This is a genomic window from Mucilaginibacter sp. NFX135 (genome assembly GCF_048565145.1).
GTDB lineage: Bacteria > Bacteroidota > Bacteroidia > Sphingobacteriales > Sphingobacteriaceae > Mucilaginibacter.
In genome coordinates this window covers 1,083,584-1,108,494 of sequence record NZ_CP183412.1, presented here as the reverse complement: position 1 = coordinate 1,108,494, position 24,911 = coordinate 1,083,584, and the positions used below count along the sequence as shown (strand labels likewise).

Sequence of the window (24,911 nt, the reverse complement as noted above, 5' to 3'; positions counted from 1 at the left end):
CCTGCGGCAGCGGGGGGATTAAGTAAACCACACGTCATTGCAATGACGTGATGTGAAGGAATGATGGCACCTCCGCTATTGCTGTTGTCACCCTCTCACCCCTTTATACTCAAAATATCATGCACCGCGTATTCTGCTTTTTCATATTGAAAGGTAAAGCCGGAATCGAGCAGGCGTTTGGGTTTTACCCAGCGGCTTTTTAATATCAGTTCGGGTTCGGTGCCAATCACTATGGCCCCGATATCCAGCAGCCATTCGGGTGCGGGCAGGCCAAATGGCATGCCATAGCTTTTGCGTATAGTTTGCATCATATCCGCATTTTTTATGGCGGCAGGCGCGGTGCAGTTAACCACTCCTTCAATTTCGGGATGATCAAGCAGCCATTGTGTGCTGCGCGCCACATCCTGTTCATGCACCCAGGCAATATATTGTTTACCGGTACCTTGTTTGCCCCCAAGCCCGAACCTGACCAGGTTAAGTAAACGCGGGAAAACACTATCGCTGCGACCTAACACAATACCCATGCGCAAAGCCACCTTACGGGTATGCGGTGTTTCGCTTTTCAGAAAAACCTCTTCCCATATTTTACATACATCGATAGAAAAACCATAGCCCACTTCACCGGTTTCCTCATCCTGCGGATGGTCTTCTGCATAACGGTATATCGTAGCAGAGGTTACGTTGATCCACAATTTTGGAGGATTGCTCATTTTATGTATGGCATGACCAAGCAATTCGGTAGGCAAAACTCTGGAGGTGATGATCTCGGCTTTGTTTTTTTCGGTATAACGGCAGTTTACATTTTTACCACAAAGGTTTATCAGCATATCGGCACCGGAAAGTTGTACCGTCCAGCCGTTTTCGGCCTTACCATCCCAAACTACCGTACGGATGTTATCGATCGTTTTAGCCTGTTTACGGGCCAGTATGATCACTTCATTTGCCTTGTCTTTATAATAATTCGCCAATACGGTACCCAAATAACCGTTACCACCGGCGAGTACAATTTTTTTATAGGTTTTCATTAGTTCAGGTTTAAGATCAGTGCCAACAAAATAATACGGTATGCAACCCAGGTAATGGTCAATGTCCAACCCAGGTTTAATAATTGAGTTCTGCGGATGTGCTCCAGAAACATTAATCCGGCCACCCCCATAAAATACAAGGCATACACCTCAGACCTAAATTGAAGCCAATGGTTTATTGCCATCGGAATTAAAAGCAGCAAACTGCCTGCCAAAGATATCGTCATCATGTTGCCCAGGTAGGTCCAGGTTTGCCGGCGGTCCCAAAAGCTCATCACCGCTCCCTGAAAAATGATCTGTCCGCCGCAGATCATATACTCGCGGTAAGCATTACCCAGGGATATCATCGGGCTCAGTAAATGCGCGTATGCGGTAAGCGTGTAGCCCACAATAAACCAGGTGAACAGCAAATAAGCTATCCGATAGTACAGTTTAAACGTCGGCTGATATGCAAAGCCGTCGCTACTTTTAGCCGGCGGGATAATAACCCGGCGATTATGTGATACAAAAGCGTAAAGCTTGCTCATGAGCCATACAAACGGCTTAAATGTAAACAGCGGCGCGAATACCGGCCAGGTATTGCCTATAATTTTAAACAGGCTTTTGATACCATAAGTAACTTCGCCGGTTTTAAGGTTGACGAGGGCAATTTCATCGGCAGCACGCTGATGGTCGTACACCGGGCAGCTATTTTCGGCTGCTTGCTGATAGGCCTGCCGGCCATCACCGGCCAGCATACCGGTTTTAACAAAAGCCCGGGTATATATACTGCACATGGGGCATTCGGCATCAAAAAGTACCACATGATCATTTAGCGTTTTCATACTGCTATAATTTTATGTTCAGAGATGATTCAATAACACAAAATTACTATTTATTTTGAATTTTCAATAATTATTGAAAATATAATTAAAATAATCTTTTCTTCAATTTCTCTTCCTTCCTCACGCTGTATCCTCATCTTGGTTATGTCTTATTAAGGCTCTTCGTTTGTTAACAGGAAAACGCGGGGTGGAGGGATCTAATTAATGAATTATTGATTTAGTGATTTTTTCAGAACCTCAATTAAAGGAATTTCAGAATTACCACGATTTAATTACTGGGTTAGTGAATTACAGAGTCGACATTATAAGGATTTCTTTTTCGTCAGCAGAACAGCCTTATTAATTATTGAGTTGATTTTCTTGATGCTAATAAGGGCGTTGCCTCCGGCTCGCGCTATCCGCTCATACGCGCCACAAGGCATTAGCCACGGGCCGGTATCCGCTGCTATCGCTAACGCGGGTTAATTATTGAATTAGTGAGTTAATGAATTAGTGATTTCTGAACCTTGATTTTTCGGATTAAAGGATTAACATGATTTATTTTCCCCGTCAGTAGATAAGCTTCGACCGAAAGCGGGCAGAACAATGATGGACCGTGCGAATGCGGGGCATAGCAAGTTTTTGCTGAAGCATAGGGAAATGTGCGAACAAAGTGGGGCAAAATAATTGCAACCCTGGTTCTGTCCGCTTTGCAGGGCAAAGGTCTTGTGCGGTAAAGAAGCCTCTCTGCTGAAAGCCGTTATTCGCAGTTATCTATTTTATTAGTGCTCATTATCTCACTACGTTCGGTCTGGTTACTTTGTGGCTACAAAATAAAGGCCCTCCCGCGGCCAAGAGCGGGTATACTCTCTGCATGAGCACCGGAATAAGTTATTTTTGAATACACAATCAACGGGAAAGCTTGTTGAAGAATAGGTCCTTCGCTCCGCTCAGGATGACAAATCTAAACTTCGCACTTACAGTGTTTTTATTCCCCTCCTCTTGCAATTCCAAACAATCTTATTAACTTTGAAAATCAAAGCACTTTCAATGGAAGAAAAAGACGTTCACGCCGAGCTCAGCTCCATCCGCGACCTGATGGAGCGTTCGGCCAAGTTCATTTCGCTTAGCGGCCTGTCGGGCATTATGGCAGGTATTTATGCCCTTATTGGCGCGGGAATTGGTTACAACCTGCTTAAAACCGGTGATTACGAACGCGATAATATCGTATCTATCGCCGAGTTATTTTTGGTGGCTTTCGCTGTTTTGATTCTTTCCATTGGCACAGGTATTTGGCTATCCTACAGAAAAGCCCGCAAAACCAATCAGCCGTTTTGGGGTACAGGCAGTAAAAGATTGTTAATCAATATGGCTATTCCATTGGTAAGTGGTGGCCTGTTTACTTTTATTCTCATTTATCATGGTCATTATGGTATTGTTGCTCCGGCCACACTGATATTTTACGGCCTGGCTTTAGTTGCCGGCAGTCATTATACCTATTCGGGTGTAAAGAGTTTGGGGATCATTGAGATTTTATTAGGTTTGCTCGCCGCGCTGATACCGGGGTATGGCCTGCTGCTTTGGACTATTGGTTTTGGCGTGCTGCATATTATATACGGCACTGTAATGCACTTTAAATACGATTCGTGAAAATTTCGTTAGATCAGTTTGATAAAGCATTTGAAAACCGCATACGCCTGCAGATCATGAGTGTATTGGTTGCTAATGAAAGCTACGACTTTAATTCGCTTAAGGAGTTGCTGGACCTTACCGATGGTAACCTGGCCTCGCACCTGAAAGCGCTGGAAAAGGAAGCTTATATGGAGGTTCAAAAAAGCTTTATTGGCCGTAAACCTAACACCCGCTACTCCGTTACCGAAAAAGGCCGTGCCGCCTTTAAAAAACACTTGCAGGCGCTGGAAAACCTGATTAAACAGCAAAAGAACTAAGTAAACCCGGCAGCCTAAGCTATAAGGGGGCTCCAATGGAGCCAAAAACTTAATTTATTGATACTATACTAACGGCTCCATAGGAGCCTCCTGCTTTTAAAAGCAATTACCTGGCAGCCGCATTTTGCGTTTTAAAAAACATTTCCCATCTTTGTGGTCAATTCTCATTATTAATCACTTAATACCGGGAATCATGCAAGAAAGTATCTCCAACATATCCCATTAGTCGGCTGCCTGCAACCAGGCGGACAATCACCATTATTCATTTTACTGAAACCCGTTTGCTGATGATCTTTTGATCAGCTTTAAACTTTGTTTGTCCGGATTTTTCGTGTTCCAGGTTTTGCGCTGCACTTTTCAAAATGGGTATATCCACACCGTGGACGAACATTTAAAATCACCAATAAAATTGAAAACGTTAAAACGTAAAGTCCGATGGACATACATGATTGGCCGTACATTAAAAAATCGGCCAGGAGAAAAAAGCGGCTTGTCAAAAAAGACTTTGATAAGCAACTGATAAGGTTAGATAAACTACAGGATGATTTGTGGGAAAGACGCCGCAAGTTGCCTATGGTACCGGTCGAAAAGCCCTACCAAAGGGGCTGGATGCGCCTTTTTCTTTTAAGAGATGACATTAAGCGAAGTGATGATGCAGCGTTCTATGAGAAATTATTAAATAAAATCAACACCGTTTGGTATCATCCCGATAAATCATTCAAAAGACGTAAGATCCGGAAGAGACGCTATCTGTATAAGGAAAAAAAACAAGCTCTTCGCGAGTTTGATCATGTTGAGTTTCACGGTAAGAAATTTAACTTTTCTGATGCAGAAAAGCAGTATTTTTATCTTAAAGAAACCTGGAATGACAGGTACTGGAGATGGGAAACCACCTATGCCCTTACTGACACCTGGCGATTTGTATTGACAATAAAACCACGCATCATCTATAAAGTGCAACAAGTAGATGAATTGCTGGAGCAGGAACTTAGTGAAATTGAAAACTACATCAAATACAACCACTTGTACCCTCGCCTTAAAAAGATAAAAGGTGGAGGCTACAGATATTGGAAGGTTGATGCCTTTGAAAAACCCCAATACATTAACAAATTAAAAAACCAACCCAGGTACGCCTCAAAAGAAGCCTACCTGGATTATTAAAACAAAGCCATTATGGGCTATTTGAAAACAAAACAACTGGATAACATAGGCTATAGTACTGATAAGCAAAAAAGTATGGCCATCAACACCATAGCCAAATATTTTAAGCACCGGAATGCCAATGATATCATCGCATTATTAGCCGATATCAGGAACCGCCCCGAAACGTACCTCAATGATCCTGCTACACAAAAAATAGCCGGGTTATTTATGAGCGACACCATAAAGCAAACTGCCAACTCATTTGAACTGACACAGCATACCTTGCCTTTTAAAATTTATGGGGAGGCTCATATTGAGGCATCTGCTATAAAACAAATGGAACTGGCGCTGTCATTACCCGTAAGTGTACAAGGCGCTCTGATGCCAGATGCGCATAGTGGTTACGGCCTGCCTATTGGCGGTGTACTGGCCACCCGTAATGCGGTGATCCCTTATGGTGTGGGTATGGATATCGGCTGCCGTATGGCGCTGACCATTATAGATGCCGGCGAAAAATTTATCGACCGCTATACCCATCAGATCAAACAGGCTATCAATACCCATACTCATTTCGGTATGGAAGGCGCCCTTGATATTTGCCAGGATCACGAAGTGCTGGACGATCCTGCATTCCGGGAAACACCGCTGTTGAAAAAACTGCATGGTAAGGCCGTGAAACAGTTGGGTTCATCGGGCAGTGGTAATCATTTTGTAGATATCGGGGAGGTCAGTCTGGCCGATAATAACGCTATGGGTTTACCTGCCAACAAGTATATGGCTTTGCTTAGCCATTCGGGTAGCCGTGGACTGGGAGCCAATATTGCCCGCCACTACACGCAGATTGCCATGAATACCTGCAAACTGCCGCGCGAAGTACAACCGCTGGCCTGGCTCGATCTGAACAGTGAAGCAGGACGGGAATACTGGCTGAGCATGACCCTCGCAGGTGATTATGCCAGGGCCTGTCACGACCGCATCCACAGCAATCTACTTAAAGCATTAGGTCTGAAACCGCTATTCAAAGTAGAGAATCATCACAATTTTGCCTGGAAGGATCGGCTTGCCGATGGTACTGAAGTAATTATCCATCGCAAAGGCGCGACACCCGCGCATGACGGAGAGTTAGGCATCATCCCCGGCAGCATGACGGCTCCCGCTTACCTGGTGATAGGCAAGGGCAAACCCGAAGCTTTATACTCCGCGGCACATGGTGCGGGCCGGGCTATGAGCCGGCAACAGGCCAGGGAAAGCAATACCAATTCGGCTCTTAAAAAAATGCTGGCCGGGGCTGATGTCTCTCTCATTGGCGGCAGCCTGGAAGAAAACCCATCGGCCTATAAGGATATTGAAATGATCATGCAGGCACAAACGGAATTAATAATCGTACAAGGCGTGTTTTCACCGCGCATTGTACGCATGAACGAAGAATAAAATGGAAAAAGTAATTATACAAATAACAGCAGGCAAAGGTCCGGCGGAATGCTGCCGGGTAGTATACAAAGTAATGGAACTGATGCTGAAGCAAGCCACTCAAACCGGGATAGAACTTGCCGTAGTTGAACAAAAACCGGCAGGTACAAACGGCACCTTACTGTCGGCCACATTACTGGCGCAAGGTAACAACCTAAGCAAGTTTATAAATGAATGGCAGGGCACTATACAATGGATTGCTCAAAGCCCCTACCGCAAATTCCACAAACGCAAAAACTGGTTTGTAGGTGTTGGGATTTTTAACACGGATGAGCAAACAGCTTTTGATATCAAAGATGTAAAGCTCGAAACCACCCGGGCATCGGGCCCGGGCGGGCAAAATGTAAACAAGGTAGAAACTGCGGTGCGCGGCACCCATATCCCTACCGGTATACAAGTGATGACCATGGACAGCCGCTCGCAGCTACAAAACAAAAAGCTTTGCTTGGGCCGACTGGAAGCCAAAGTAATGGCCCGGCAAGCCGAAAAACAGATAATACAGCACGAGAGCCAATGGCTGGCCCATCATTCATTAGAACGGGGGAACGCAGTAAAGGTGATTGAGCAGAAACTGTAAACTTTATTTTCCGCTCACTTCTTTCAGCATAAAATCCAAAGCCGCCTTATCAGGCAGCGTAGTTGCCGCTGGCTTTTCGCTCAGTATCATGATCTGGTTACTATGTGTATTATAGGTGGGCCACGCGGGCAGGCCCTTACCATTTGGGTTGCCCGTTTTGGCGAAGTTCACCCAGTAATTTGATATGATAGAGGCCAGCTTATGATCAACGGGTTGCCATGGGCGGTTTAAAAATTGAAGGTTATCATAGGCGTAGGCCACTTCACCGGAATGGAAAGCTCTATACTTTATAAAATCGGCTGTGGCGGGCAGGCGACGGGTAAAGCGATAAACATATACTTTTGCTTTGCCCTTTTCACTTTGCACATTGGCCCAGGTATAATTTTGTGTTCCAAACAGCCGGTCGCGGTTTATCCTGATCTGTGAGGTTACCGCATCGGCATCAGTATTGGCAGGGTAAAGCTGTATAAAAGCATTTGACCGGATTCCGTATTGTTCCAATACTTCGGCCCTGTAATCTGCTGCGTTTTTGAGTTTGCCTACAAACGCATCGTCCTCGTTCCAACCGGTGAGCAGCGGTACGTCGTTCTGCTTACTTTCGGCAAAAATCCGCGCTATACTTTGAGGCAATACATAGCCATCAACAATGGGATGGTTTTGCTGACCTTTGCCCACCAGTTCGGCTGCCGGTTTTGCCCTTAATTCGGCAATGGAATTAGCACCCAATGCCTGCGCTGTTTTTACACCATTGGCTTCAGCCCCGGCCAGTTCAGAGTCTTCCTGACCGATAAAACCAGCGCCGCTCTCGGCAATAGCTTTTTGAAACAGGTCCTTTCCTAAGGGAGAGGCCACCAGGTAATTTACACTTATGGAACCGGCAGATTGCCCGGCAATGGTAACATTATCCGGATCACCGCCAAAGGCTTTGATGTTCTGTTTGATCCATTTTAAGGCCGCCAGCTGATCCATCAAGCCATAATTTCCGGATGCATTATGACCAGATTCTTTACTCAGTTCCGGATGGGCCAAAAACCCAAATATGCCAACACGGTAATTGATCACCACAAACACCACCCCTTTTTTCGCGGTGGCCTCGCCGTCATAAATGGGTACGGCTGCACCTCCCGTCGAAAAGCCGCCACCATAGATATAAACCAATACTGGTCGTTTTTCTGCAGATGACCGTGCACCTGTCCATATATTTAAGTACAGGCAATCCTCACTGATGGGCTCATCCGGGATCAAAAATTCATGCGTGTAAACACCAAACTCACGAGGCTTAGGCTGCATGGGGCTGGCCGAAAAGGCAGTACATTGTTTTACACCTTCCCATGATTTTGCCGGCTGTGGTGCTTTCCACCGCAAATCGCCAACCGGCGGGGCAGCGAAGGGGATCCCTTTAAATATATGTACATCTCCTGCAACATTGGTACTGCCCGAAACGAGCCCTGCATCGGTTTTAACTATGGCCAGATCGGCTTTTTGGGCCTTGACTAAAGTGCAGTACAACAACATTACAGATAATAACAAGCAGTTTTTCATAATCATGTTTTAAAGGTTACCATTAGCTAATTTATGGTTTTACACCCGGTCTTTTCATATTTATCCGTACAAGCATTATAAATATTCATTTTATCAACTTGTCGCAAAACACCCTGTAAAAAGTCTTTTTTGCCCGTTTTACGGTTGGCATTTAGCCTTTATTTTTACTCATCCAAACTAATCATTATGAAAATAGTAAGAGTACAATACACCACCACGCCTGAATTTGCACCGATTAACCAGGCAAACATTGCCGGTATCGTAAAGGAATTAAAAGAACTTAACCACCCAGGAATTAAGTACGGCTGCTGGTTGCTGCCCGATGGAAAAACATTTATGCACTTTGACCAATTTGAAAACGAAGCTGCCCATGAGCTGCTGACGTCTTTAGCATCGTTCAAAAAATTTGATGCCGGGCTTTGGGCCAGCGGCCTTGAAGTTGAACCAGTGCTCGAGCTGCTTTCCCCGGTTGCATCTACCGAAGAATTTTGGGGATGAAATAAAAGTTTCCTGCAAAGGCACCTTTGTTTGAAAGAAATAAAAGGGTTGTCATTTCGAACGAGGCACAAGGAGAAATCTTTTGCGATTTGCAATTGAAACCCTGCACTACGCAGAAGATTTCTCCTCACCCCACCACTTTTTGTCCATCGCTGTTTATCGAAATGACATGGAGCATTCTAACTAAGGCTTTACACCCCCTTTTTTATACTTAGCCGTACGGGCGTCATTGATAACGCCTTTCCAGTTCAAACCAAAACCAAAATCGTAGGTGTTACCCTGTTCGTCCACATAGCACTTCATATCATGGGGCACATCTTCAAACTGTTTTTCAACGGCGTGCATATCAGCGGGCATTTGCAGCGGTAGCAATGCCGATGGCTCGCTGTTGCCGGTCAATATATCTAATGTCGCTTGTCCCTGTACGCCAAAATCAACCACAATGGCATTGGCATTTTTTTCGAACTCCGAAAACACCATAGGGTTAGCCATATTAACCGAAACAACCACAGGCTTGCCTTTCATTTTGGTATAAGTGTCATTTACCATAGCCAGATCAGTCACATTGATAGCTGTTGCCGATTTATCTTTATAGGTACGATTGGTAAATTTTTCCAGCGGATCGCCGCCGGCTATACTGGTCGCGCGGGCATCGGTCGCAGTATATTTTTGATATTGCAAGCTTACCGGCACATAGCCGTTGCCGCCATTTTTGGCATCGTCGCTATTATAACCACCGCCACTATTAGGGCTATTGATAAACACCAGGGCGTAGTCAGCTTCATCTGGATTTTCGGTCACTTTAAAATATTTTTTTACCGTTTCTATATTTACCGGGTATTCCAGCTTTTCTGGGGTTTGCATACCCAGGAAATTTTTGCCTGCCGGGGTAAATTGTTTGGGCACATATACCGTTTTGTTTTTGGTAAGCGGTAACACATTCCCCTTGTTTTTCAGCAGTACAATAGATTTCAATTGCGCCTGGTAACCGGCATTCATAAAATCGGGGTTACCGACGATACTTTTTGATGCCTGCGGATCGAGGTATGGATTTTCAAAAAGTCCCGTCCTGAACAGGTTACGCAGTAAGCGTACTGCCGACTGCTCAAACCGTGCCCGCATAAAGGTTTCGCCATGCTCTTTTACACCCATCTGGTATGCGGCTACCACTGGCGCCACTTCGTTGTTACCACCAAACTGATCCACACCGGCCATCAATACTTTGTAATGCCGCTGCGCCACCGAAAGTCCTTCCACACCCCATGATTTGCCCGACAAAAACTGATCGACCGCAGTTTCATCGCCGGTCACCAGCCAATCGGTACATACCACGCCATCAAAATGATATTTCTTGCGGAGCAGGTCGTTAATAATATAGGAGTTGTAGTTATTGGCAACATTCTCTTTATTCTTTACATCCTGGTTAAAGGATATGGTATAGTAAGGCATTACCGACGCGGCCATACCCGTTTTACCCTTCAGCTTAAAAGCACCTTCGGTAAAAGGGATCAGGTGTTGTTTAAAGTTGTTGCCCGGATAAACCGCATACTTGCCATAGCCATAATGCGCGTCGCGACCGCCTTCACCAGCACCACCTCCGGGCCAATGTTTCACCATGGCATTCACACTGCCATATCCCCATCCACCATTGATCTCTTTATCGCCAACAGAAGTTTGAAAGCCATCAATATACCCCCGCGCCATATCGGCCGAGAGCTGCGGATCTTCGCCAAAAGTACCACTCACCCGCCACCAGCGCGGATCGGTAGCGATATCCACCTGTGGCGATAGCGCTGTAGCAATACCCAAAGCGCGATATTCCAGGGCAGCGATATGACCAAAATCTTCCACCACCCTGGGATCAAATGTAGCGGCAAAACCCAGCGAGCCCGGCCACATAGAAATCGATCCGCCTGCTCCCGCGTTAAATTCGGCGGTGGCCACAGTGCCGTGCCGCGGATCGGAACTGTTATTATTCGGGATACCCAATCCTAAACCCTCCACAAAGGCCTGCGCGTTATTATTCCATTGCGCTGCCGCCTCAGGACTTTGTACCGAAGTAATGAGCACATGCCTTACATTATCTTTTTCCAGGAATTGCTTTTGCTGATCAGACAGATCATAAGGCTTAGCCCCGCTTTCGGCAAATACCTTACCGCCATAGGTTCCTGCGAAAGGCCCGGCAGGAGCGGCAGGTATGGGCTGATGTTTACTGTATAACATTAAACCGGCAATTTGCTCAACGCTCATTTTTGACGCCAGATCATTCGCCCGTACATCAACCGACAGGCGCCAGTCTTCATATTTATCCAGCTTTCCGTTCTTGTTCAGATCTTTAAAGGCCAGGCCGTCCACTGTTAATATTTTTACGCCCGATGTGGTGGAATAGCCCAGGTTCTGCCCGCCTGTATTAGTCACCCAAACAACGTCGCCCGATTTCTTTTCTGTCCATTTGGTTTGACCAATCGCTACGGTTGCAGGCAGCAGACCCAGTAAGGCTATGAATTTAAATTGATTCATCATGGAGTTAAATGGTTTATAGGAGCTTAATTTAAAAATACTGCGCTATCCGAAGTCTCCGACTTCGGATCATTATGCTTGTAGTCTTTAGACTACCGGTAGTTTCAAACTACCCACGTAGTCGTCCGAAGTCAGAGACTTCGGACAGCGCGGCAAGTGTTTATCTTATCTCTTGTTTCTTACTTCTTGACTCTATAAACTTACTCACAGTTTCAGTTCCTTGATAGTTTGTTCTGGCATCAGGGCTTTGTTCACTTTCTCTACCGTAATATCCTTGGCCAGTTTAAAGGTTGCTTTTTCTTCGATCATTCTTGATGACGAACCAACTTTCACCTCATATTTACCTTCATCTGCTATCCAGGCTTGCCTGTCGGTATAAAAAGAAGCCAGGTCGGCAGCCTTGATCACAAAACTCAACGTTTGCGACTGACCAGGAGCCAGCAAGCGGGTTTTACCAAAAGCTTTCAGTTCATCCTCGGGTTTGTCCAGATCTTTTTTAGGAGCGGCCAAGTATAGCTCCACTACCTCTTTCCCCGCCACATTGCCCGTGTTTTTTACGGTTACCATTGCTGTAATGCTATTGGCAAAACTGGCCGAGCTCAGTTTCAGACCGCTAAACTTAAAATTAGTGTATGACAAGCCATAGCCAAACTCATAAGCCGGTTTAACTTTGGCCGCGTCGTAATAGCGATAACCTACGTAGATCCCCTCTTCATAAACCACCTGCTCGGGTTTATCGGCAGGTGTACCCGGAAAATTATTGGCCGATGGCACATCCTTATAATCAACCGGGAAAGTGGTAGCTAATTTGCCCGACGGATTTACTTTACCGCTCAGCACATCGGCAATGGCATTACCCGCTTCCAGACCAGGTTGCCAGGCCAGTAAAATACCGTCAACCTCGTCGCGCCAGCTGGCTACTTCAATTACGCCGCCGATGTTTAACACCACGGTCACTTTTTTACCTTTGGCATGAAAAGCGCTTGCAATGGTTTTGATCATCCCTTTTTCCGCGTCGGATAAGTAAAAATCATTCTCCAGTTTCCTGTCAGCACCCTCACCGGCATTTCTGCCTATCGTAATCAGGGCGGCATCAGCGCCATTGGCTTCATCGGCTACAATGCCGGTTACATCCATTTCGGGGATAGGCGCCGGGTGATCAAAAAAGTTTTTAGGCTTAGGCTGTTTCAGCTTCATCTCGGCCAGGTAACCCGTATAGCTTTTTGATAGTTTTTCTTGCAACTTATAACCGGCATTAGCCAAACCCTGCATCAGTGATATGGTGTACGCTTTATTAACATCGCCGCTCCCGGTACCGCCTGCAATAATATCGTAGGAAGTATTACCAAACACGGCTACCCTTTTAGCTCCTTTTAAAGGCAAAGCATGGTCGTCATTTTTTAGCAATACCATACCCTGTGCCGCGGCCTCGCGGGCTACTTTGGCATGGCCCGCCAGATCGGGCTTATCAGAATACTTGTATTTGGTAAATGATGGCGATTTGATAATGATGTTAAGGATGCGCTCTACATTGGCATTCAACTGATTAATATCCAGCGTACCATTTTTAACCGCGGTCACAATGGCGGCTGATTGACTCGGGCTGCCCGGCATGATCAGGTCGTTACCTGCTTTCATTTGCGCTACAGGGTCGGCACCGCCAAACCAATCGGTCATCACAAATCCTTTAAAGCCCCATTCCTTTTTAAGGATAGTGGTTAAAAGATCGTGCCTTTGCGAAGTAAAAGTCCCGTTAATCTTGTTATAGGACGACATCACTGTCCAGGGTTGAGCCTTTTTCACCGCTATCTCAAATCCGCGCAGATACAGTTCGCGCATGGCCCTTTCACTTACAATAGTGTTGATGCTGTTACGGTTAGTTTCCTGGTTATTGGCCGCGTAATGCTTGATGGATGTGCCCACGCCGTTTGATTCCACACCGTTTACAACGGCAGCCGTCATGCTGCCGGCAATCAGCGGGTCTTCTGAGTAATACTCAAAATTACGGCCGCCCAGCGGGTTACGATGGATGTTTAAGCCGGGGGCCAATAGGATATCCACTCCGTACTCGCGCACCTCGTTACCAAAGGCTATACCTACTCTGTTCACCAGTTCGGTATCCCAGCTTGATGCCAGCAGGGTTGCCACCGGGAAGGCAGTAGCATAGTATGTTTTTGATTTGTCGCCATTGCGTATCGGTTCAATCCTTAAACCGGCAGGCCCATCAGACACGGTCATGGATGGGATGCCCAAACGGGGAATGCCATGGGTACGACCAGCAGCGCCGGGCACTTTCTCGGGTATATTGTAAGCATCCGGATCAGATGGGGGCAGTTTGAACCCGCCGATATCGATCGGCTCATTCATCTTATCTTTTGATGGCGGCGGCATACCGGGCATTTTAAAGCCCATGCCTACTACCAGTTTCGATTTTTCTTCCAGCGTCATAGCAGCTATGATCTGCTTTACGTTATTGGCACGCAATTGCGGCACTTGTTTGCTTTGCGCCTGCACAATAGTGTGGAAATTGCCAGCAGCGCATGACAGCATCAGCGCAAGGCTTAATTTATAGCTTGTCCTCATAAAATTTAAAAAGGTTTGGAGTACTTATTGGTTATAAATATCTTATTAACAGCAGATAACAATCATTGTGTCAATAATACACAATACTATGTATTAACTTTTATAAAACCAAATGTTGCGGCCCGCAAATAAATTATGATGCCAGGCCACGGCTCATAAATGACTGTTCTGTGTCATGCTAAATCCTTTTTTAAACTTTAATTTATTTTTGATTTAGTATTTAATTCCTTAATCTTGAATAGACCTAACAGTGCTTCGCTCACAAGCGTTGAGAATAAAATTTAAATAGGAGACGCATGTAATGCGTCTCTACGTGCTATTTTTTTGTAGAGACGCATTACATGCGTCTCCTGAGCTATTTAACCTAATTATGCCCATGAACAGAACCAAAGTAGCCATACTTGGCGCCGGTTTTATTACCGATATCCACATGGAATCATACCATCGCTTTATACCCGAAGCCGAAGTGGTTGCCGTATACGCCCGCAATCCGGATAAAGCCAAAGCCTTTGCCGAAAAATACAAGATACCTCAGTGGTTTGATGATATTGATAAGCTCATTGCCGAATCAGACTGTGAAGTGGTGGATATCTGCCTGCCCAATTACCTGCATGCGCAAGCCACCATCAAAGCGGCTAATGCTGGTAAGCACATCATTATTGAAAAACCGCTGGCCGTAACATTGGAAGAGGCCGACGAGATGATAGCCGTTTGCAAAGCCAATAATGTAAAGCTGATGTACGCCGAAGAGCTCTGCTTCGCCCCAAAATATGAGCGGGCCCGGCAATTGGTAAAGGATGGCGCCGTGGGCGAAGTTTTTATGCTGAAACAGGGCGAAAAACATTCCGGCCCGCACAGCGATTGGTTTTATGATATAAACCTGGCCGGCGGCGGGGTTATTATGGATATGGGCTGCCATGCTTTGGGCTGGTTCAGGTGGATGCTTAATCATGCCAAAGTGAGCAATGTATACGCCACCATGAGCACCGTATTTCATAAAGGCCGTACCAAAGGTGAGGATAACTCCGTAATTATTGTGGAGTTTGAGAACGGCGTAACAGCTGTAGCCGAAAACAGCTGGGCCAAACATGGCGGTATGGATGACCGTTGTGAGATATACGGTACCGGGGGCGTAATTTATGCCGACCTGTTTATGGGCAATGCTGCGGTAACCTACAGCCGCGAAGGGTATGGCTATGCCATGGAAAAGGCCGATACTTCCAAGGGCTGGAGCTTTACCATTTTTGAGGAGGCCTTTAACCAGGGCTATCCGCATGAGCTTAAACATTTTATTGATTGTGTTCGCCATGATAAAACTCCGCTGGTAACCGGCGAAGACGGTCGGGCTGTACTGGAGATCATTTACGCGGCCTATGCCTCGGCAGGACAGGGCAAAAAGATACACCTGCCATTCTCGGCTCAAGTAGCCAAACCTATCGACCTTTGGCTAAACCATCAATAAGCGCCATGAATATACAGCGATATAAAGATTACGATTCGTTATCATCCGCGGCGGCTTATTGGGTTTGGCGGCAGATAAAACAGAAACCCGGTTCATTAATCTGTTTCCCTTCGGGCGAATCACCTACCGGGATGTTTAAGTTCCTGGTGCAATATGCTAAAGCGGGAAAAATAGATTTTAGTCAGGCTCATTTTGTGGGTTTGGATGAATGGGTGGGTATGGATAAAAATAATGAAGGCAGTTGCAGTCATTACCTGCATCAGCATTTCTTTTCAAAATTAAAGATAGCGCCAGCGCAGGTGAGGTTTTTCGATGCTAAAGCTGCCGATCTTGATGGAGAATGTGAAAAAATGAACAAACACATCCAGGATCTCGGAGGGTTGGATATGATGATCGTGGGCATTGGTATGAACGGGCATATCGGACTCAATGAGCCCGGCACAGATTTTAATACCTATGCGCATCATTCTGCATTAGCGCCTGTAACTATCGATGTAGCCAAAAAATATTTCACACAGCAACCACAATTAACAGAAGGGATCACCTTAGGCCTGCGTCATTTAGCCGAAGCGCGGACACCGGTACTGATCGCCAGCGGTGCGAAAAAGGCGGGCATCATAGCTCAGGCCCTGAACGGCCCGTTAACGATTGATGTGCCTGCTTCTATCTTTCAAACCCTGCCCAACGCGCAAATCTTTTTAGATCATGGTGTAGCAGAAAAGTTAAATAAGGAGTAAGATGCAGATAGGCCACACAGCCATATATATAAAATCTATAGTATAAAAATCAAACAATAGTTTTTAATTATAACTCATAAAGCCCATGTCAAAGCCACCCGAAAAATTACAGCAAACAGCAGATCATTTAACTTATGATGCCATTGTTATAGGCTCGGGCATTAGTGGTGGCTGGGCCGCTAAGGAACTGTGCGAGCAGGGTTTAAAAACGCTGGTACTGGAACGCGGCCGTAATGTAGAGCACAACAAAGACTATCCAACCGCTACTATGGATCCCTGGCAGTTTAAGCACCGCGGGCAAATGGCCAGGGAGTTTCTGGAAGAGAATCCGCTCATCAGCAAGGCAGCGGGTTTTGGTGAAGACACCGCGCATTTTTTTATCAAAGATAAGGACCATCCTTACATCCAAGAAAAACCCTTCGATTGGATCCGGGGTTACCAGGTTGGCGGTAAATCATTGACATGGGGACGTGCCTGCCAGCGCTGGAGCAAATATGAGTTCACCAATCCCGAACGTTTTGGCTATGGCATTGCCTGGCCTATTGGATATGATGATGTGGCGCCCTGGTACTCGCACGTAGAAAAATTCATTGGAGTTTGCGGTAATAAAGATGGTATTGAAGCCATGCCCGATGGGGAGTTTCTGCCACCGTTTGATATGAATTGCGTGCAGGAGGTGATCAGCAAAAAGATTAGTGAAAACTATCCCGACCGCCACCTGGTACACGCGCGCTGGGCTCACTTAACCAAACCCGGTCAACTCCACCTGGATCAGGGGCGTGGTAAATGCCAGGCCCGTAATCTATGTATGCGCGGCTGTCCGTTCGGTGGTTATTTTAGTTCGGTAAGTTCTACACTACCCTGGGCTAAGCGTACGGGTAACCTCACCATCAGGCCATTTTCTGTGGCACATTCTGTTATTTATGATGAAAAACTGGGCAAGGCCACAGGTGTTAAAGTGATAGATACCAACACCAAAGAGGTGATGGAATATAAAGCGAAGATCATTTTCATGAATGCCTCCGCGCTAAACACCAATCTCATCCTGCTGAATTCCACCTCAGCACGTTTCCCTAATGGCCTGGGCAATGATAACGGACTATTGGGTAAATATGTGGCCTTCCAAAACTACCGGGCATCGGTAACTGCCAGCATGGACGGTTTTTTAGACCGGTACTACTTTGGCCGCAACCCTACAGAACTGATCCTGGCTAATTACCGTAATCTGCACCGGCAGGAAACCGATTACAAAGGAGGCTTTACTACTTTTATGGGTGCGTATCGTAACCAACACCCAGCCGAAAAACCTGCAGGTGAAATTGGCGGCGACTATAAAGATTCCTTAACCGAACCTGGAGGTTGGCAGGTATACATGTACCTGCAGGGTGAAACCATCCCCAAAGAAAGCAATCATGTGCGCCTAAGTAAAGACCAGAAAGATCAATGGGGTATCCCACTGTTGATCACCTCTGTGGAGTATGATGATAATGATGAACGCATGATCCAGGATTTTTTAACCCAAAGCGCCGAAATGCTGGAAAAATCCGGCTGCAAAAACATCGAAAAACATGAAAACAAACAATCCCCCGGCCTCGACATTCACGAAATGGGCGGTGTGCGCATGGGTAAGGATCCCAAAACCTCGCTGCTTAATCAATGGAACCAACTACACCAGTGCAAAAATGTATTTGTAACCGACGGCGCCTGCATGACCAGCACCGGCAACCAAAGTCCGTCGATATTGTATATGGCTTTGACTGCGAGGGCGGCTAACTATGCGGTGGAAGAGATCAGGAAAGGGAATTTGTAGCTAACATCAGATCGAATTAAAGATTAAAAGCAAGGGTGTGTGCAATTCCTTCCCTCGGGAAGGGGCAATGTCATTAAGTTAAGAAATTTTTGCAAACCCTATCGGGGTTAAAGCTTTGTAGAAAAAATGTAGGTTATCAAATCAGTGCCGTAGGTACTATACCCAGGTTGCATACCTACGGCATGCTAAATGATTGTTGTTTGTTTTCTACAAAGCTTTTACTCCTATGGAGTATCCTTAACTTAATGACATTGCGGGAAGGGGGTGTAGGGGTTTCATAAGCATGACAGGGTTTCTATCACACGCATAAACCCCTCCCTGCCAAAACACAATCCGGCGCGCCTCTCCTGTGGGGCTACTGTGTTGACACATCTTTTTGATAAACCCCAGAGGGGTTTCATGTCGGTAGAAATAGAATCAAAAGAAGTTTACGTGCCGTAAGTACGTCACTATTGAACTTTGCAGGTCAAATAATGGCGCATCAAGAGACTTGAACCAGGTTAGGTGAGTACCTACAGTACTAAAAGAGGATTGAATTTTATTATTTCTACCGACATTTTGCTCCTCTGGAGCAGCTCTTTTTAACTATTAGTGCATTGAAAAGATGTGTACACACAGTAGCCCAACGGGAGGGAATTAAAAACATTATTTTACAAATGCAAGCCACGCCAGGTAGCCTACCCATACCAGTATATTGGAGTAAACGCCGGCCAGCACATCATCCATCATAACGCCGGTGCCGCTGGGCAAGGCTTCCATTTTGCGGATACCCAGGGGTTTTACGATATCAAAAAAGCGGAACAGGACAAGTCCGCCGATCAGGGTATACAGGTTCATGGGTACAAATACCACGGCTATCAGCATACCGGCAACCTCATCAACTACCACCCGCGAACTGTCTTCGCCCCAATCAGGTTCTACTTTGTTGCTTACGTATACACCCAGCAGGGTTACTACAATGGTGATCACAAACAGGTACCAGGGGTTTTGTAATACCGGGCTTTGCCATAACAACCAGATAAATCCACAGGTTACTATAGCTGCATAGGTACCGCCACCTTTTAAAAAGCCGATGCCAAATATGGAGGCTATTATTTTATTGATGTTCATCATTTATTAGTTCATTGGTTCACTGGTTCATTGGTTCATTGGTTCATTGGTTTTAACGGTATAAGCCAGCATTGTTGCCGATTTAATACTAATGAACCAATGAGCTAATAAACCAATGAACATCTCTATTGCTTATCCAGCACATCTTCGGCTGCTTCGGCTACTTCCGGTTCGATGGTGTGCCTTTTGGGAAAGTTGAATAAGAGCGATGTGAGCACCGGGATTATAAATATCCCCACAGTAAATACCGAGGTGAAGATATCGGCCTTTTCGCTCTCCATGAATTTGGAGAAAGATGACGTTTCATTAAAGTGTACATACAATGATGCGGATAGTTTAATACCCAACACGCCGATCACAATAAAGGCAACGGTCTCCAAAAAGGTAAATTTCTCCATCAGCTTTACAAAGGCCTGGGCCACAAAACGCATGGCCAGTATGCCAATGAATACCCCAATGTATATCAACACCACGTGGTCTGTAAAGGCCACGGCCGCAAATACGTTATCGATAGAAAAGGCCAGGTCCATCAGCTCTACTAAAGCTACGGTAGCCCAAAACACGCCAAACACGCCCACGGTTGAGCGGTACAGCCAGTTCTTGCTTTTATCCACCTCTTCTTCTCCGCCATCGTTATTGGCTGCTTGTATTTTCCCCTTAAAGTAGTTAAAGCTCAGGTACAGCAGATATAAGCCGCCGATAGGTTTTAGCCACCATATTTTTACCAGCCAGGCCGCTAAAAACAAACATACCCCACGCAATACATAAGCGCCTATGATACCATAGCGCAGGGCTTTTTTACGTTGACTGGGTGGCAGATCCAAAACCATAGTAGCCAGCACTGCGGCATTATCAACAGAGAGCAAGCTCTCGATCACGATCAGGTTTAAAATGATGAGCAAACCGGCTTTAATATCGGGGCCCAGAATGGTGTGTAAGAAATCCATATAACAGGTAAGGAGTTAATTTTCGGGTTAAATAAACTAAATTAAATCGGTATTCAGCATGCTTTTTAAAATATTGGCCTGCACATCAATATTGCTGATATTTTCCATAAAGCTTATATCCGATATCTTTTTATAATTATCAGCCAATAGATTTTTGATCTCGGCAGGCATAAACGCTTTCATGGCGGCGGCATTACCCTCCAGCTTATCGTTTTTATCCCGCAACTCGTGTACCAGTTTTTCCTTTTTCGACATATTATTAGTCATGTCGATGCCAGCTAACTTCGCGATATCCAGGAACACGAACAGATTGTCGGACAGGGAATAGATAAAGTACCGGTCGTCGTTCACAAACTTATATACTTCCGCTACCTGGGTGCCAGCCTTCAATCCGCAATAAAACTCGGTTCTAAATTCATACTTGCACAAAACGCCCATCAGCTTGCGCTGAATGGTGGCATATTCATCGGTGTAAACGTCCTTATCGTTATAGGCTGTTATCTCCTGCAATAGTTCAGGGGCGATGGGATAAAAAAAGTCGGCCGCAAACCGGGAGCTGAACGCGTTAATGTTTTTTGAAAGCGGGTTATCAGTCGAGTTATCTGATAGTACCTGGAACAACTTCCGCAACGACAGATTGACCTTTAGCGCCTGCCGTTGTTTTTCGAGGTTGAAATTTGCCTGCGTATAATAAGGATCGTTCAGCCTGTCGATCATTTCCTTGTTGATCTGAATCTCGTCAAAAAGCAGGCTTACGTTGGTTTCGTTGTTCTTTTTGATCTTGCGGAGCAGATCGATGAGACTTTGGGTAAATTGCAGGTGAAACAGATCAAGCTTGTTGATATCCAGCTCGGGGTTGGTTTCAAAAAGCTTGTGGATCACCTGGCTGCGCAGGTATATTTTATAAATGATATCATCGCCGAAAAAAACAGAAAGCAATTGCAGCTTACTGAGCATCCGGTTTGACTGATTTAAAATATTTAACCTGCTTTCATCCATCAAATGGCGACCTCAAATTTTTAACAGCTGTAAATTTACGAAAATAAACAGCCTCACCCAACCCTCTCCAAAGGAGAGGGCTTTAGAAATACTTTTTAGTCCGCACCCTTGCCTGTGTCCTCACAGGCAACTAATACCACCGGTATGCAAATCGTCTGTGAGGGCACAGACGATGGAGTAGAATTCACAAAAAACCTGCACCCGATGCCTGTGTCCTCACTGGCAACTAATACCCCTGGAATGCAAATCGTCTGTGAGGACACAGACGATGGGGATAATAAGAAATACGTCATTGCGAGGTACGAAGCAATCTCTATGCTGTACAGAGCAGATTTGACCTGTTTATGTAGAGATTGCTTCGTACCTCGCAATGACGCGTGTTTTATATTTTTAACTACGCGTTAGTAACCGTTTTTTTTAGTTCCACTTCCAGGTTTTGCAGTTCGGTGTTGAGGGTTTTGCGATTGGCGGTACCTTCTTCGTGAATGCGTTTAACCTCGGTAAGCGTTTCAATAAGCGACGCGGTTGTTTTTTTCAGTGTATCCAGCGATACTACGGTCTTTTCATTTTCCTTGGCCACGTCGATACTGTTTTGTTTCAGCAGTTCGGCGTTCTTTTGCAAAATGGTGTTGGTGGTGTCCGAGATCTTTTTCTGCATCTCCACGTTTTCCTTCTGACGGTTCAGGGCCACGGCAATAGTGAGCTGGTTTTTCCAAACCGGGATTGTGGTAGATACGATAGACTGTGCTTTTTCGGCTATGGTAGTATTGTTGCTTTGCACCACGCGTATTTGCGCCAGCGATTGCAGCATAATAAAACGCACCACTTTCAAATCGGCCAGGCGTTTGTCTAAACGGTTTACAAAATCGCGCAGATCGGCAATTTCATAATCATTATAGGCCGATGGATTGGCGTCCATTTGTGCCAGTTGCTCGCTTAGTTCGTTGTATTTTAACTGGCCCGAAATAATCAGCTCTTCCATCTGGTGGATGTAGCCTACGTTGCTATCGAACATGGTTTGCAACGAGCTGTTATCTTTTAATGAATTAACGCGACCGGCTTTGATCTTGTTGGTGATCTTATCGATATTGTTAATTACGGTATCATACTTCTGGAAAAGCTTTTTGGCATCAACCACCAGCTTTTTCATAAAGGGGATATGCGATATAAACGAAGTGAACGCGTTCTGGTTCAGCTCATCTACATCAATATAATTCAGTTCGGTAAGCAGTTCATTGATCAAACCACCAACCTCGCCCGAGTTATAGGTACGTACCGAAGTAAGGAAAGTATTGCTATACTTTTCCATTGAGTTTTGCACTTCTGTACCGTAATTTAGGATAGAGTTTACATCCTTTGGATCGAGTGCTTTGGCTACTTCGCCATATTTTTGAACCTCGGCCGGGGTAATATTGGCTAAATCAACATTACCTTCCTTATCCAGCAATTTTGCTGGCGTATTGGCATTAGTAGCCGGGGCCGGATTAATATCTAAATTAACCGGTGTTATATTTAGTTCGTTATTTCCTGGTGTGCCTTCCATTGTATTGAGTTTTAATGTTTTTTTCGGGATCGTGGTTCGTGTTGCGAGGTTCGTATTAAATAGTACGCGAACCACGATCCACAAACCTCGCTACCTATAAATAATTTTGTGCCATGGTTTTCACCGACTCTTCCAGTTTCCTGTCGCGGGTTGGTTCACCAATGGCGTTAAATTTCCATTCGCCGTTCTTTTTGTAAAATACGCCCATCGCCATGGATACATGGCCTGCAAAATCTTTACTATGCGCTATATCATAAGTCGCAAATACTTCGTTTACCCGGGTTGGGGTACCCTCGTATATGCGGATAGACGCAAACGGGATAGTACCAAAGTCCTGCCCGCGGAAGCTATTGAGGATAAAACCCACATAGCTTACAGACGCACTGAGGCCAGACAGATCAACAGTGATCACTTCATTGTCCAGACCGTCGTTGCCGGATAAATCGCCGGTTAAATCGTCACCGCTATGCCTTACCGCGCCATCCTTTGATTTCAGGTGACCGAAGTAAACCACATCTATCAGTTGTTTATTATCGTCATATAAAGCGCAGCTGGCGTCCAAATCAACAGCTTCTTTTGTGGTACCAAAACCAAACAGGCCTTTCTTTTCAATAGCGCCCCAGTTAATGCCTACACAAACCGTTTGCAATTTGCTGCCGTTACTTTTCTCCAGACTTATCCTTTGTCCTTTTTGAAGATTGATAGCCATAATATATTATTGGTATTTGGTTAAATAATCCTGTAAACCACCTTTCATGCCAACGCCTACAGCTTCAAACTTCCAGTTATTATCTTTTTTGTAGATCCGGCCAAATTCAACAGCCGTTTCTATCGAAAAATCTTCTTCCAGCTCATATTTTAAAATATCAGCCCCTGTACCCGGATCAAATATGCGGATGAAAGAGTTACGTACCTGGCCAAAATTCTGTTTGCGGGCCTCGGCTTCGTGAATAGTTACCACGATGCATATTTCGGATATTTTAGCATCAATCTTTGACAGGTCAACTTTAATCTGCTCATCATCGCCATCGCCGGCACCGGTAAGGTTATCGCCGGTATGCTCTACCGCACCATCCGGCGATTTCAGGTTGTTGTAAAAAACAAAATATTCGTCGGCTATAATTTTTTTGTTATCGCCCAATATAAAAACAGAGGCGTCCAAATCAAACGCGCTTCCTGTTGAAGAACTATTGGTATCCCATCCCAGGCCAATGGTAAACTGGGGAGCATTAATGCTTTCCCGCTGACCTTTTTGCAAGTTAATTGCCATGTTGAATTAAGTTATGATTGTTTAAAAATAGGTTTTCTTTTATAAAGTTCAGGTTAAGTGTATAAGCTTCGATGGTATGGTAGCCATTGCCCAGCGCCATATCATAAAGCAAGTTTATAAAATCATAGGTTTGATCCTGGATAAAAATACAAAAACTCTCAAAATCATAGTTTAAAATATACTTTACGATACGGGTATTGATGCAAAAATTATTGCTTTTGACGATTCCATCGAGATCAAAAATGGTTTTTACCTGGTGATAATTTAAATGGTTTTCGATATTGGGGTGGATGTTTTTGTTCACCAGTTCGGCAAAGTACAGCATAAATATATCATTGCGGAGGCCATACTCGCCCACCATTTTCATGATCATACGCTCATGGCTGCCGGTTATCTTGATATCATCTAAAAATATCAGTGTTTTACCCTGCAAAAAATCCTTATCGATATGAAACGAATCATTACCGATCAGGTTCATCCTTTGCTCGGCATTCAGCTCGCCGTAATCCTCTTTATAGGTAATGGTGCGGTGTACTTTGGTTTCCTGTACTACAGGGTAGCCATGCCGGGCCAGCCAGCGGTTAAGCCGGGCCACAAACCAGTTTTTCATGGCAAAAGTAGCCGTTGGGATAAACGAATAAGGGCTTGAAATCACCACAATTTGCTGTTTGATGGGATTTTCGGCCAGGTAATCCCTGACAAAGCCATCGGCCAGGTGGGCGCCAAAATATTTGGCCACCGCATCATCGCCAAACTTAAAACGACTGTAATCATCGGGATTAAACCCAAATGCCTGCGCATTGCTAATATGATGTAATGAATAGGTAGTGTTCATTAAATAATTATTGAATTAATGATTTAGTGAATTAGTGATTTTTTACGCTATAAGTCCAAAAATCCTTACTCCAAAAATCTTTGTTCCT

The 24,911-nt window shown here is 45.1% G+C and carries 21 protein-coding genes; 9 read left to right on the top strand and 12 right to left on the bottom strand.

What is annotated here, in order from left to right; translation table 11 throughout:
- Nucleotides 1-95 precede the first annotated feature (95 nt).
- Nucleotides 96-1,025, bottom strand: coding sequence for a TIGR01777 family oxidoreductase (locus ACNURT_RS04855; RefSeq protein WP_370994972.1), 930 nt, complete (start codon nucleotides 1,023-1,025; stop codon nucleotides 96-98).
- On the bottom strand, nucleotides 1,025-1,849 hold the full coding sequence (locus ACNURT_RS04850; protein WP_419700781.1) for a DCC1-like thiol-disulfide oxidoreductase family protein: 825 nt from the start codon (nucleotides 1,847-1,849) through the stop codon (nucleotides 1,025-1,027). The genes ACNURT_RS04855 and ACNURT_RS04850 overlap by 1 nt, the downstream gene beginning before the upstream one ends.
- Before the next feature lie 1,029 nt (nucleotides 1,850-2,878).
- On the opposite strand from ACNURT_RS04850, the gene ACNURT_RS04845 reads away from it, so the two are divergent.
- The 5 genes from ACNURT_RS04845 to prfH all read left to right on the top strand — a co-directional run bounded on the left by ACNURT_RS04845 (nucleotide 2,879) and on the right by prfH (nucleotide 6,967).
- The gene (locus ACNURT_RS04845; protein WP_419702109.1) at nucleotides 2,879-3,478 is read left to right on the top strand and encodes a hypothetical protein; all 600 of its coding nucleotides are present in this window, start codon (nucleotides 2,879-2,881) and stop codon (nucleotides 3,476-3,478) included.
- Nucleotides 3,475-3,777 (top strand): winged helix-turn-helix domain-containing protein, encoded by a 303-nt coding sequence (locus ACNURT_RS04840; RefSeq protein WP_419700780.1) that lies wholly within the window; start codon nucleotides 3,475-3,477, stop codon nucleotides 3,775-3,777. The genes ACNURT_RS04845 and ACNURT_RS04840 overlap by 4 nt, the downstream gene beginning before the upstream one ends.
- Before the next feature lie 435 nt (nucleotides 3,778-4,212).
- Nucleotides 4,213-4,938: a hypothetical protein gene (locus ACNURT_RS04835; protein WP_419700779.1), complete on the top strand. Its 726-nt coding sequence runs from the start codon at nucleotides 4,213-4,215 to the stop codon at nucleotides 4,936-4,938.
- A gap of 12 nt (nucleotides 4,939-4,950) precedes the next feature.
- Complete coding sequence (locus ACNURT_RS04830; protein ID WP_419700778.1) at nucleotides 4,951-6,351, top strand: RtcB family protein; 1,401 nt, start codon at nucleotides 4,951-4,953, stop codon at nucleotides 6,349-6,351.
- A gap of 1 nt (nucleotide 6,352) precedes the next feature.
- Nucleotides 6,353-6,967 carry a peptide chain release factor H gene (gene prfH, locus ACNURT_RS04825; RefSeq protein WP_419700777.1) on the top strand — a complete coding sequence of 205 codons (615 nt, stop codon included), beginning with the start codon at nucleotides 6,353-6,355 and terminating at the stop codon, nucleotides 6,965-6,967.
- A 3-nt stretch (nucleotides 6,968-6,970) separates the two neighbouring features.
- Here prfH and ACNURT_RS04820 read toward each other — a convergent pair whose 3' ends face one another.
- A complete protein-coding gene (locus tag ACNURT_RS04820; RefSeq protein ID WP_419700776.1) occupies nucleotides 6,971-8,509 on the bottom strand; it encodes a carboxylesterase/lipase family protein in 1,539 nt (512 codons plus the stop codon).
- A 186-nt stretch (nucleotides 8,510-8,695) separates the two neighbouring features.
- Here ACNURT_RS04820 and ACNURT_RS04815 point away from each other — a divergent pair, with 186 nt between their 5' ends.
- Nucleotides 8,696-9,007, top strand: coding sequence for a hypothetical protein (locus ACNURT_RS04815; protein ID WP_419700775.1), 312 nt, complete (start codon nucleotides 8,696-8,698; stop codon nucleotides 9,005-9,007).
- Nucleotides 9,008-9,190: 183 nt separating this feature from the next.
- Here the strand turns inward: ACNURT_RS04815 and ACNURT_RS04810 are convergent, their stop codons facing one another.
- Together ACNURT_RS04810 and ACNURT_RS04805 are read right to left on the bottom strand one after the other, a co-directional pair.
- Complete coding sequence (locus ACNURT_RS04810; protein WP_419700774.1) at nucleotides 9,191-11,530, bottom strand: glycoside hydrolase family 3 protein; 2,340 nt, start codon at nucleotides 11,528-11,530, stop codon at nucleotides 9,191-9,193.
- Between the two features lie 201 nt (nucleotides 11,531-11,731).
- Entirely contained in the window at nucleotides 11,732-14,110 is a 2,379-nt protein-coding gene (locus ACNURT_RS04805) for a glycoside hydrolase family 3 C-terminal domain-containing protein (protein ID WP_419700773.1), read from the bottom strand.
- 376 nt (nucleotides 14,111-14,486) lie between these two features.
- On the opposite strand from ACNURT_RS04805, the gene ACNURT_RS04800 reads away from it, so the two are divergent.
- The 3 genes from ACNURT_RS04800 (at nucleotide 14,487) to ACNURT_RS04790 (ending at nucleotide 18,119) form a co-directional block, all read left to right on the top strand.
- On the top strand, nucleotides 14,487-15,572 hold the full coding sequence (locus tag ACNURT_RS04800) for a Gfo/Idh/MocA family protein (RefSeq protein ID WP_419700772.1): 1,086 nt from the start codon (nucleotides 14,487-14,489) through the stop codon (nucleotides 15,570-15,572).
- Between the two features lie 5 nt (nucleotides 15,573-15,577).
- Complete coding sequence (locus tag ACNURT_RS04795; protein WP_419700771.1) at nucleotides 15,578-16,309, top strand: 6-phosphogluconolactonase; 732 nt, start codon at nucleotides 15,578-15,580, stop codon at nucleotides 16,307-16,309.
- 85 nt (nucleotides 16,310-16,394) lie between these two features.
- A complete protein-coding gene (locus ACNURT_RS04790; protein ID WP_419700770.1) occupies nucleotides 16,395-18,119 on the top strand; it encodes a GMC oxidoreductase in 1,725 nt (574 codons plus the stop codon).
- Nucleotides 18,120-18,764: 645 nt separating this feature from the next.
- Here ACNURT_RS04790 and ACNURT_RS04785 read toward each other — a convergent pair.
- The 7 genes from ACNURT_RS04785 to ACNURT_RS04755 all read right to left on the bottom strand — a co-directional run bounded on the left by ACNURT_RS04785 (nucleotide 18,765) and on the right by ACNURT_RS04755 (nucleotide 24,823).
- Entirely contained in the window at nucleotides 18,765-19,232 is a 468-nt protein-coding gene (locus ACNURT_RS04785) for a phosphatidylglycerophosphatase A (RefSeq protein WP_419700769.1), read from the bottom strand.
- 122 nt (nucleotides 19,233-19,354) lie between these two features.
- Nucleotides 19,355-20,176: a TerC family protein gene (locus ACNURT_RS04780; RefSeq protein WP_370994984.1), complete on the bottom strand. Its 822-nt coding sequence runs from the start codon at nucleotides 20,174-20,176 to the stop codon at nucleotides 19,355-19,357.
- 36 nt (nucleotides 20,177-20,212) lie between these two features.
- Nucleotides 20,213-21,133, bottom strand: coding sequence for a hypothetical protein (locus ACNURT_RS04775; RefSeq protein ID WP_419700768.1), 921 nt, complete (start codon nucleotides 21,131-21,133; stop codon nucleotides 20,213-20,215).
- Between the two features lie 436 nt (nucleotides 21,134-21,569).
- Nucleotides 21,570-22,718, bottom strand: a complete 1,149-nt coding sequence (locus ACNURT_RS04770; RefSeq protein ID WP_419700767.1) for a toxic anion resistance protein — start codon at nucleotides 22,716-22,718, stop codon at nucleotides 21,570-21,572.
- Between the two features lie 94 nt (nucleotides 22,719-22,812).
- Nucleotides 22,813-23,427, bottom strand: a complete 615-nt coding sequence (locus ACNURT_RS04765; RefSeq protein WP_370994987.1) for a TerD family protein — start codon at nucleotides 23,425-23,427, stop codon at nucleotides 22,813-22,815.
- 6 nt (nucleotides 23,428-23,433) lie between these two features.
- Complete coding sequence (locus ACNURT_RS04760) at nucleotides 23,434-23,988, bottom strand: TerD family protein (RefSeq protein WP_419700766.1); 555 nt, start codon at nucleotides 23,986-23,988, stop codon at nucleotides 23,434-23,436.
- Nucleotides 23,978-24,823 carry a phosphoribosyltransferase family protein gene (locus ACNURT_RS04755; protein WP_419700765.1) on the bottom strand — a complete coding sequence of 282 codons (846 nt, stop codon included), beginning with the start codon at nucleotides 24,821-24,823 and terminating at the stop codon, nucleotides 23,978-23,980. Before ACNURT_RS04755 ends, ACNURT_RS04760 begins: the two co-directional genes overlap by 11 nt.
- Between the last annotated feature and the right edge of the window lie 88 nt (nucleotides 24,824-24,911).

Bases quoted from the DNA above. Each gene is read 5' to 3' on its own strand.
- ACNURT_RS04855 (WP_370994972.1), bottom strand. From the start codon at position 1,025: ATGAAAACCTATAAAAAAATTGTACTCGCCGGTGGTAACGGTTATTTG.
- ACNURT_RS04850 (WP_419700781.1), bottom strand. From the start codon at position 1,849: ATGAAAACGCTAAATGATCATGTGGTACTTTTTGATGCCGAATGCCCC.
- ACNURT_RS04845 (WP_419702109.1), top strand. From the start codon at position 2,879: ATGGAAGAAAAAGACGTTCACGCCGAGCTCAGCTCCATCCGCGACCTG.
- ACNURT_RS04835 (WP_419700779.1), top strand. From the start codon at position 4,213: ATGGACATACATGATTGGCCGTACATTAAAAAATCGGCCAGGAGAAAA.
- ACNURT_RS04830 (WP_419700778.1), top strand. From the start codon at position 4,951: ATGGGCTATTTGAAAACAAAACAACTGGATAACATAGGCTATAGTACT.
- prfH (WP_419700777.1), top strand. From the start codon at position 6,353: ATGGAAAAAGTAATTATACAAATAACAGCAGGCAAAGGTCCGGCGGAA.
- ACNURT_RS04820 (WP_419700776.1), bottom strand. From the start codon at position 8,509: ATGAAAAACTGCTTGTTATTATCTGTAATGTTGTTGTACTGCACTTTA.
- ACNURT_RS04815 (WP_419700775.1), top strand. From the start codon at position 8,696: ATGAAAATAGTAAGAGTACAATACACCACCACGCCTGAATTTGCACCG.
- ACNURT_RS04810 (WP_419700774.1), bottom strand. From the start codon at position 11,530: ATGATGAATCAATTTAAATTCATAGCCTTACTGGGTCTGCTGCCTGCA.
- ACNURT_RS04805 (WP_419700773.1), bottom strand. From the start codon at position 14,110: ATGAGGACAAGCTATAAATTAAGCCTTGCGCTGATGCTGTCATGCGCT.
- ACNURT_RS04800 (WP_419700772.1), top strand. From the start codon at position 14,487: ATGAACAGAACCAAAGTAGCCATACTTGGCGCCGGTTTTATTACCGAT.
- ACNURT_RS04795 (WP_419700771.1), top strand. From the start codon at position 15,578: ATGAATATACAGCGATATAAAGATTACGATTCGTTATCATCCGCGGCG.
- ACNURT_RS04790 (WP_419700770.1), top strand. From the start codon at position 16,395: ATGTCAAAGCCACCCGAAAAATTACAGCAAACAGCAGATCATTTAACT.
- ACNURT_RS04785 (WP_419700769.1), bottom strand. From the start codon at position 19,232: ATGATGAACATCAATAAAATAATAGCCTCCATATTTGGCATCGGCTTT.
- ACNURT_RS04780 (WP_370994984.1), bottom strand. From the start codon at position 20,176: ATGGATTTCTTACACACCATTCTGGGCCCCGATATTAAAGCCGGTTTG.
- ACNURT_RS04775 (WP_419700768.1), bottom strand. From the start codon at position 21,133: ATGCTCAGTAAGCTGCAATTGCTTTCTGTTTTTTTCGGCGATGATATC.
- ACNURT_RS04770 (WP_419700767.1), bottom strand. From the start codon at position 22,718: ATGGAAGGCACACCAGGAAATAACGAACTAAATATAACACCGGTTAAT.
- ACNURT_RS04765 (WP_370994987.1), bottom strand. From the start codon at position 23,427: ATGGCTATCAATCTTCAAAAAGGACAAAGGATAAGTCTGGAGAAAAGT.
- ACNURT_RS04760 (WP_419700766.1), bottom strand. From the start codon at position 23,988: ATGGCAATTAACTTGCAAAAAGGTCAGCGGGAAAGCATTAATGCTCCC.
- ACNURT_RS04755 (WP_419700765.1), bottom strand. From the start codon at position 24,823: ATGAACACTACCTATTCATTACATCATATTAGCAATGCGCAGGCATTT.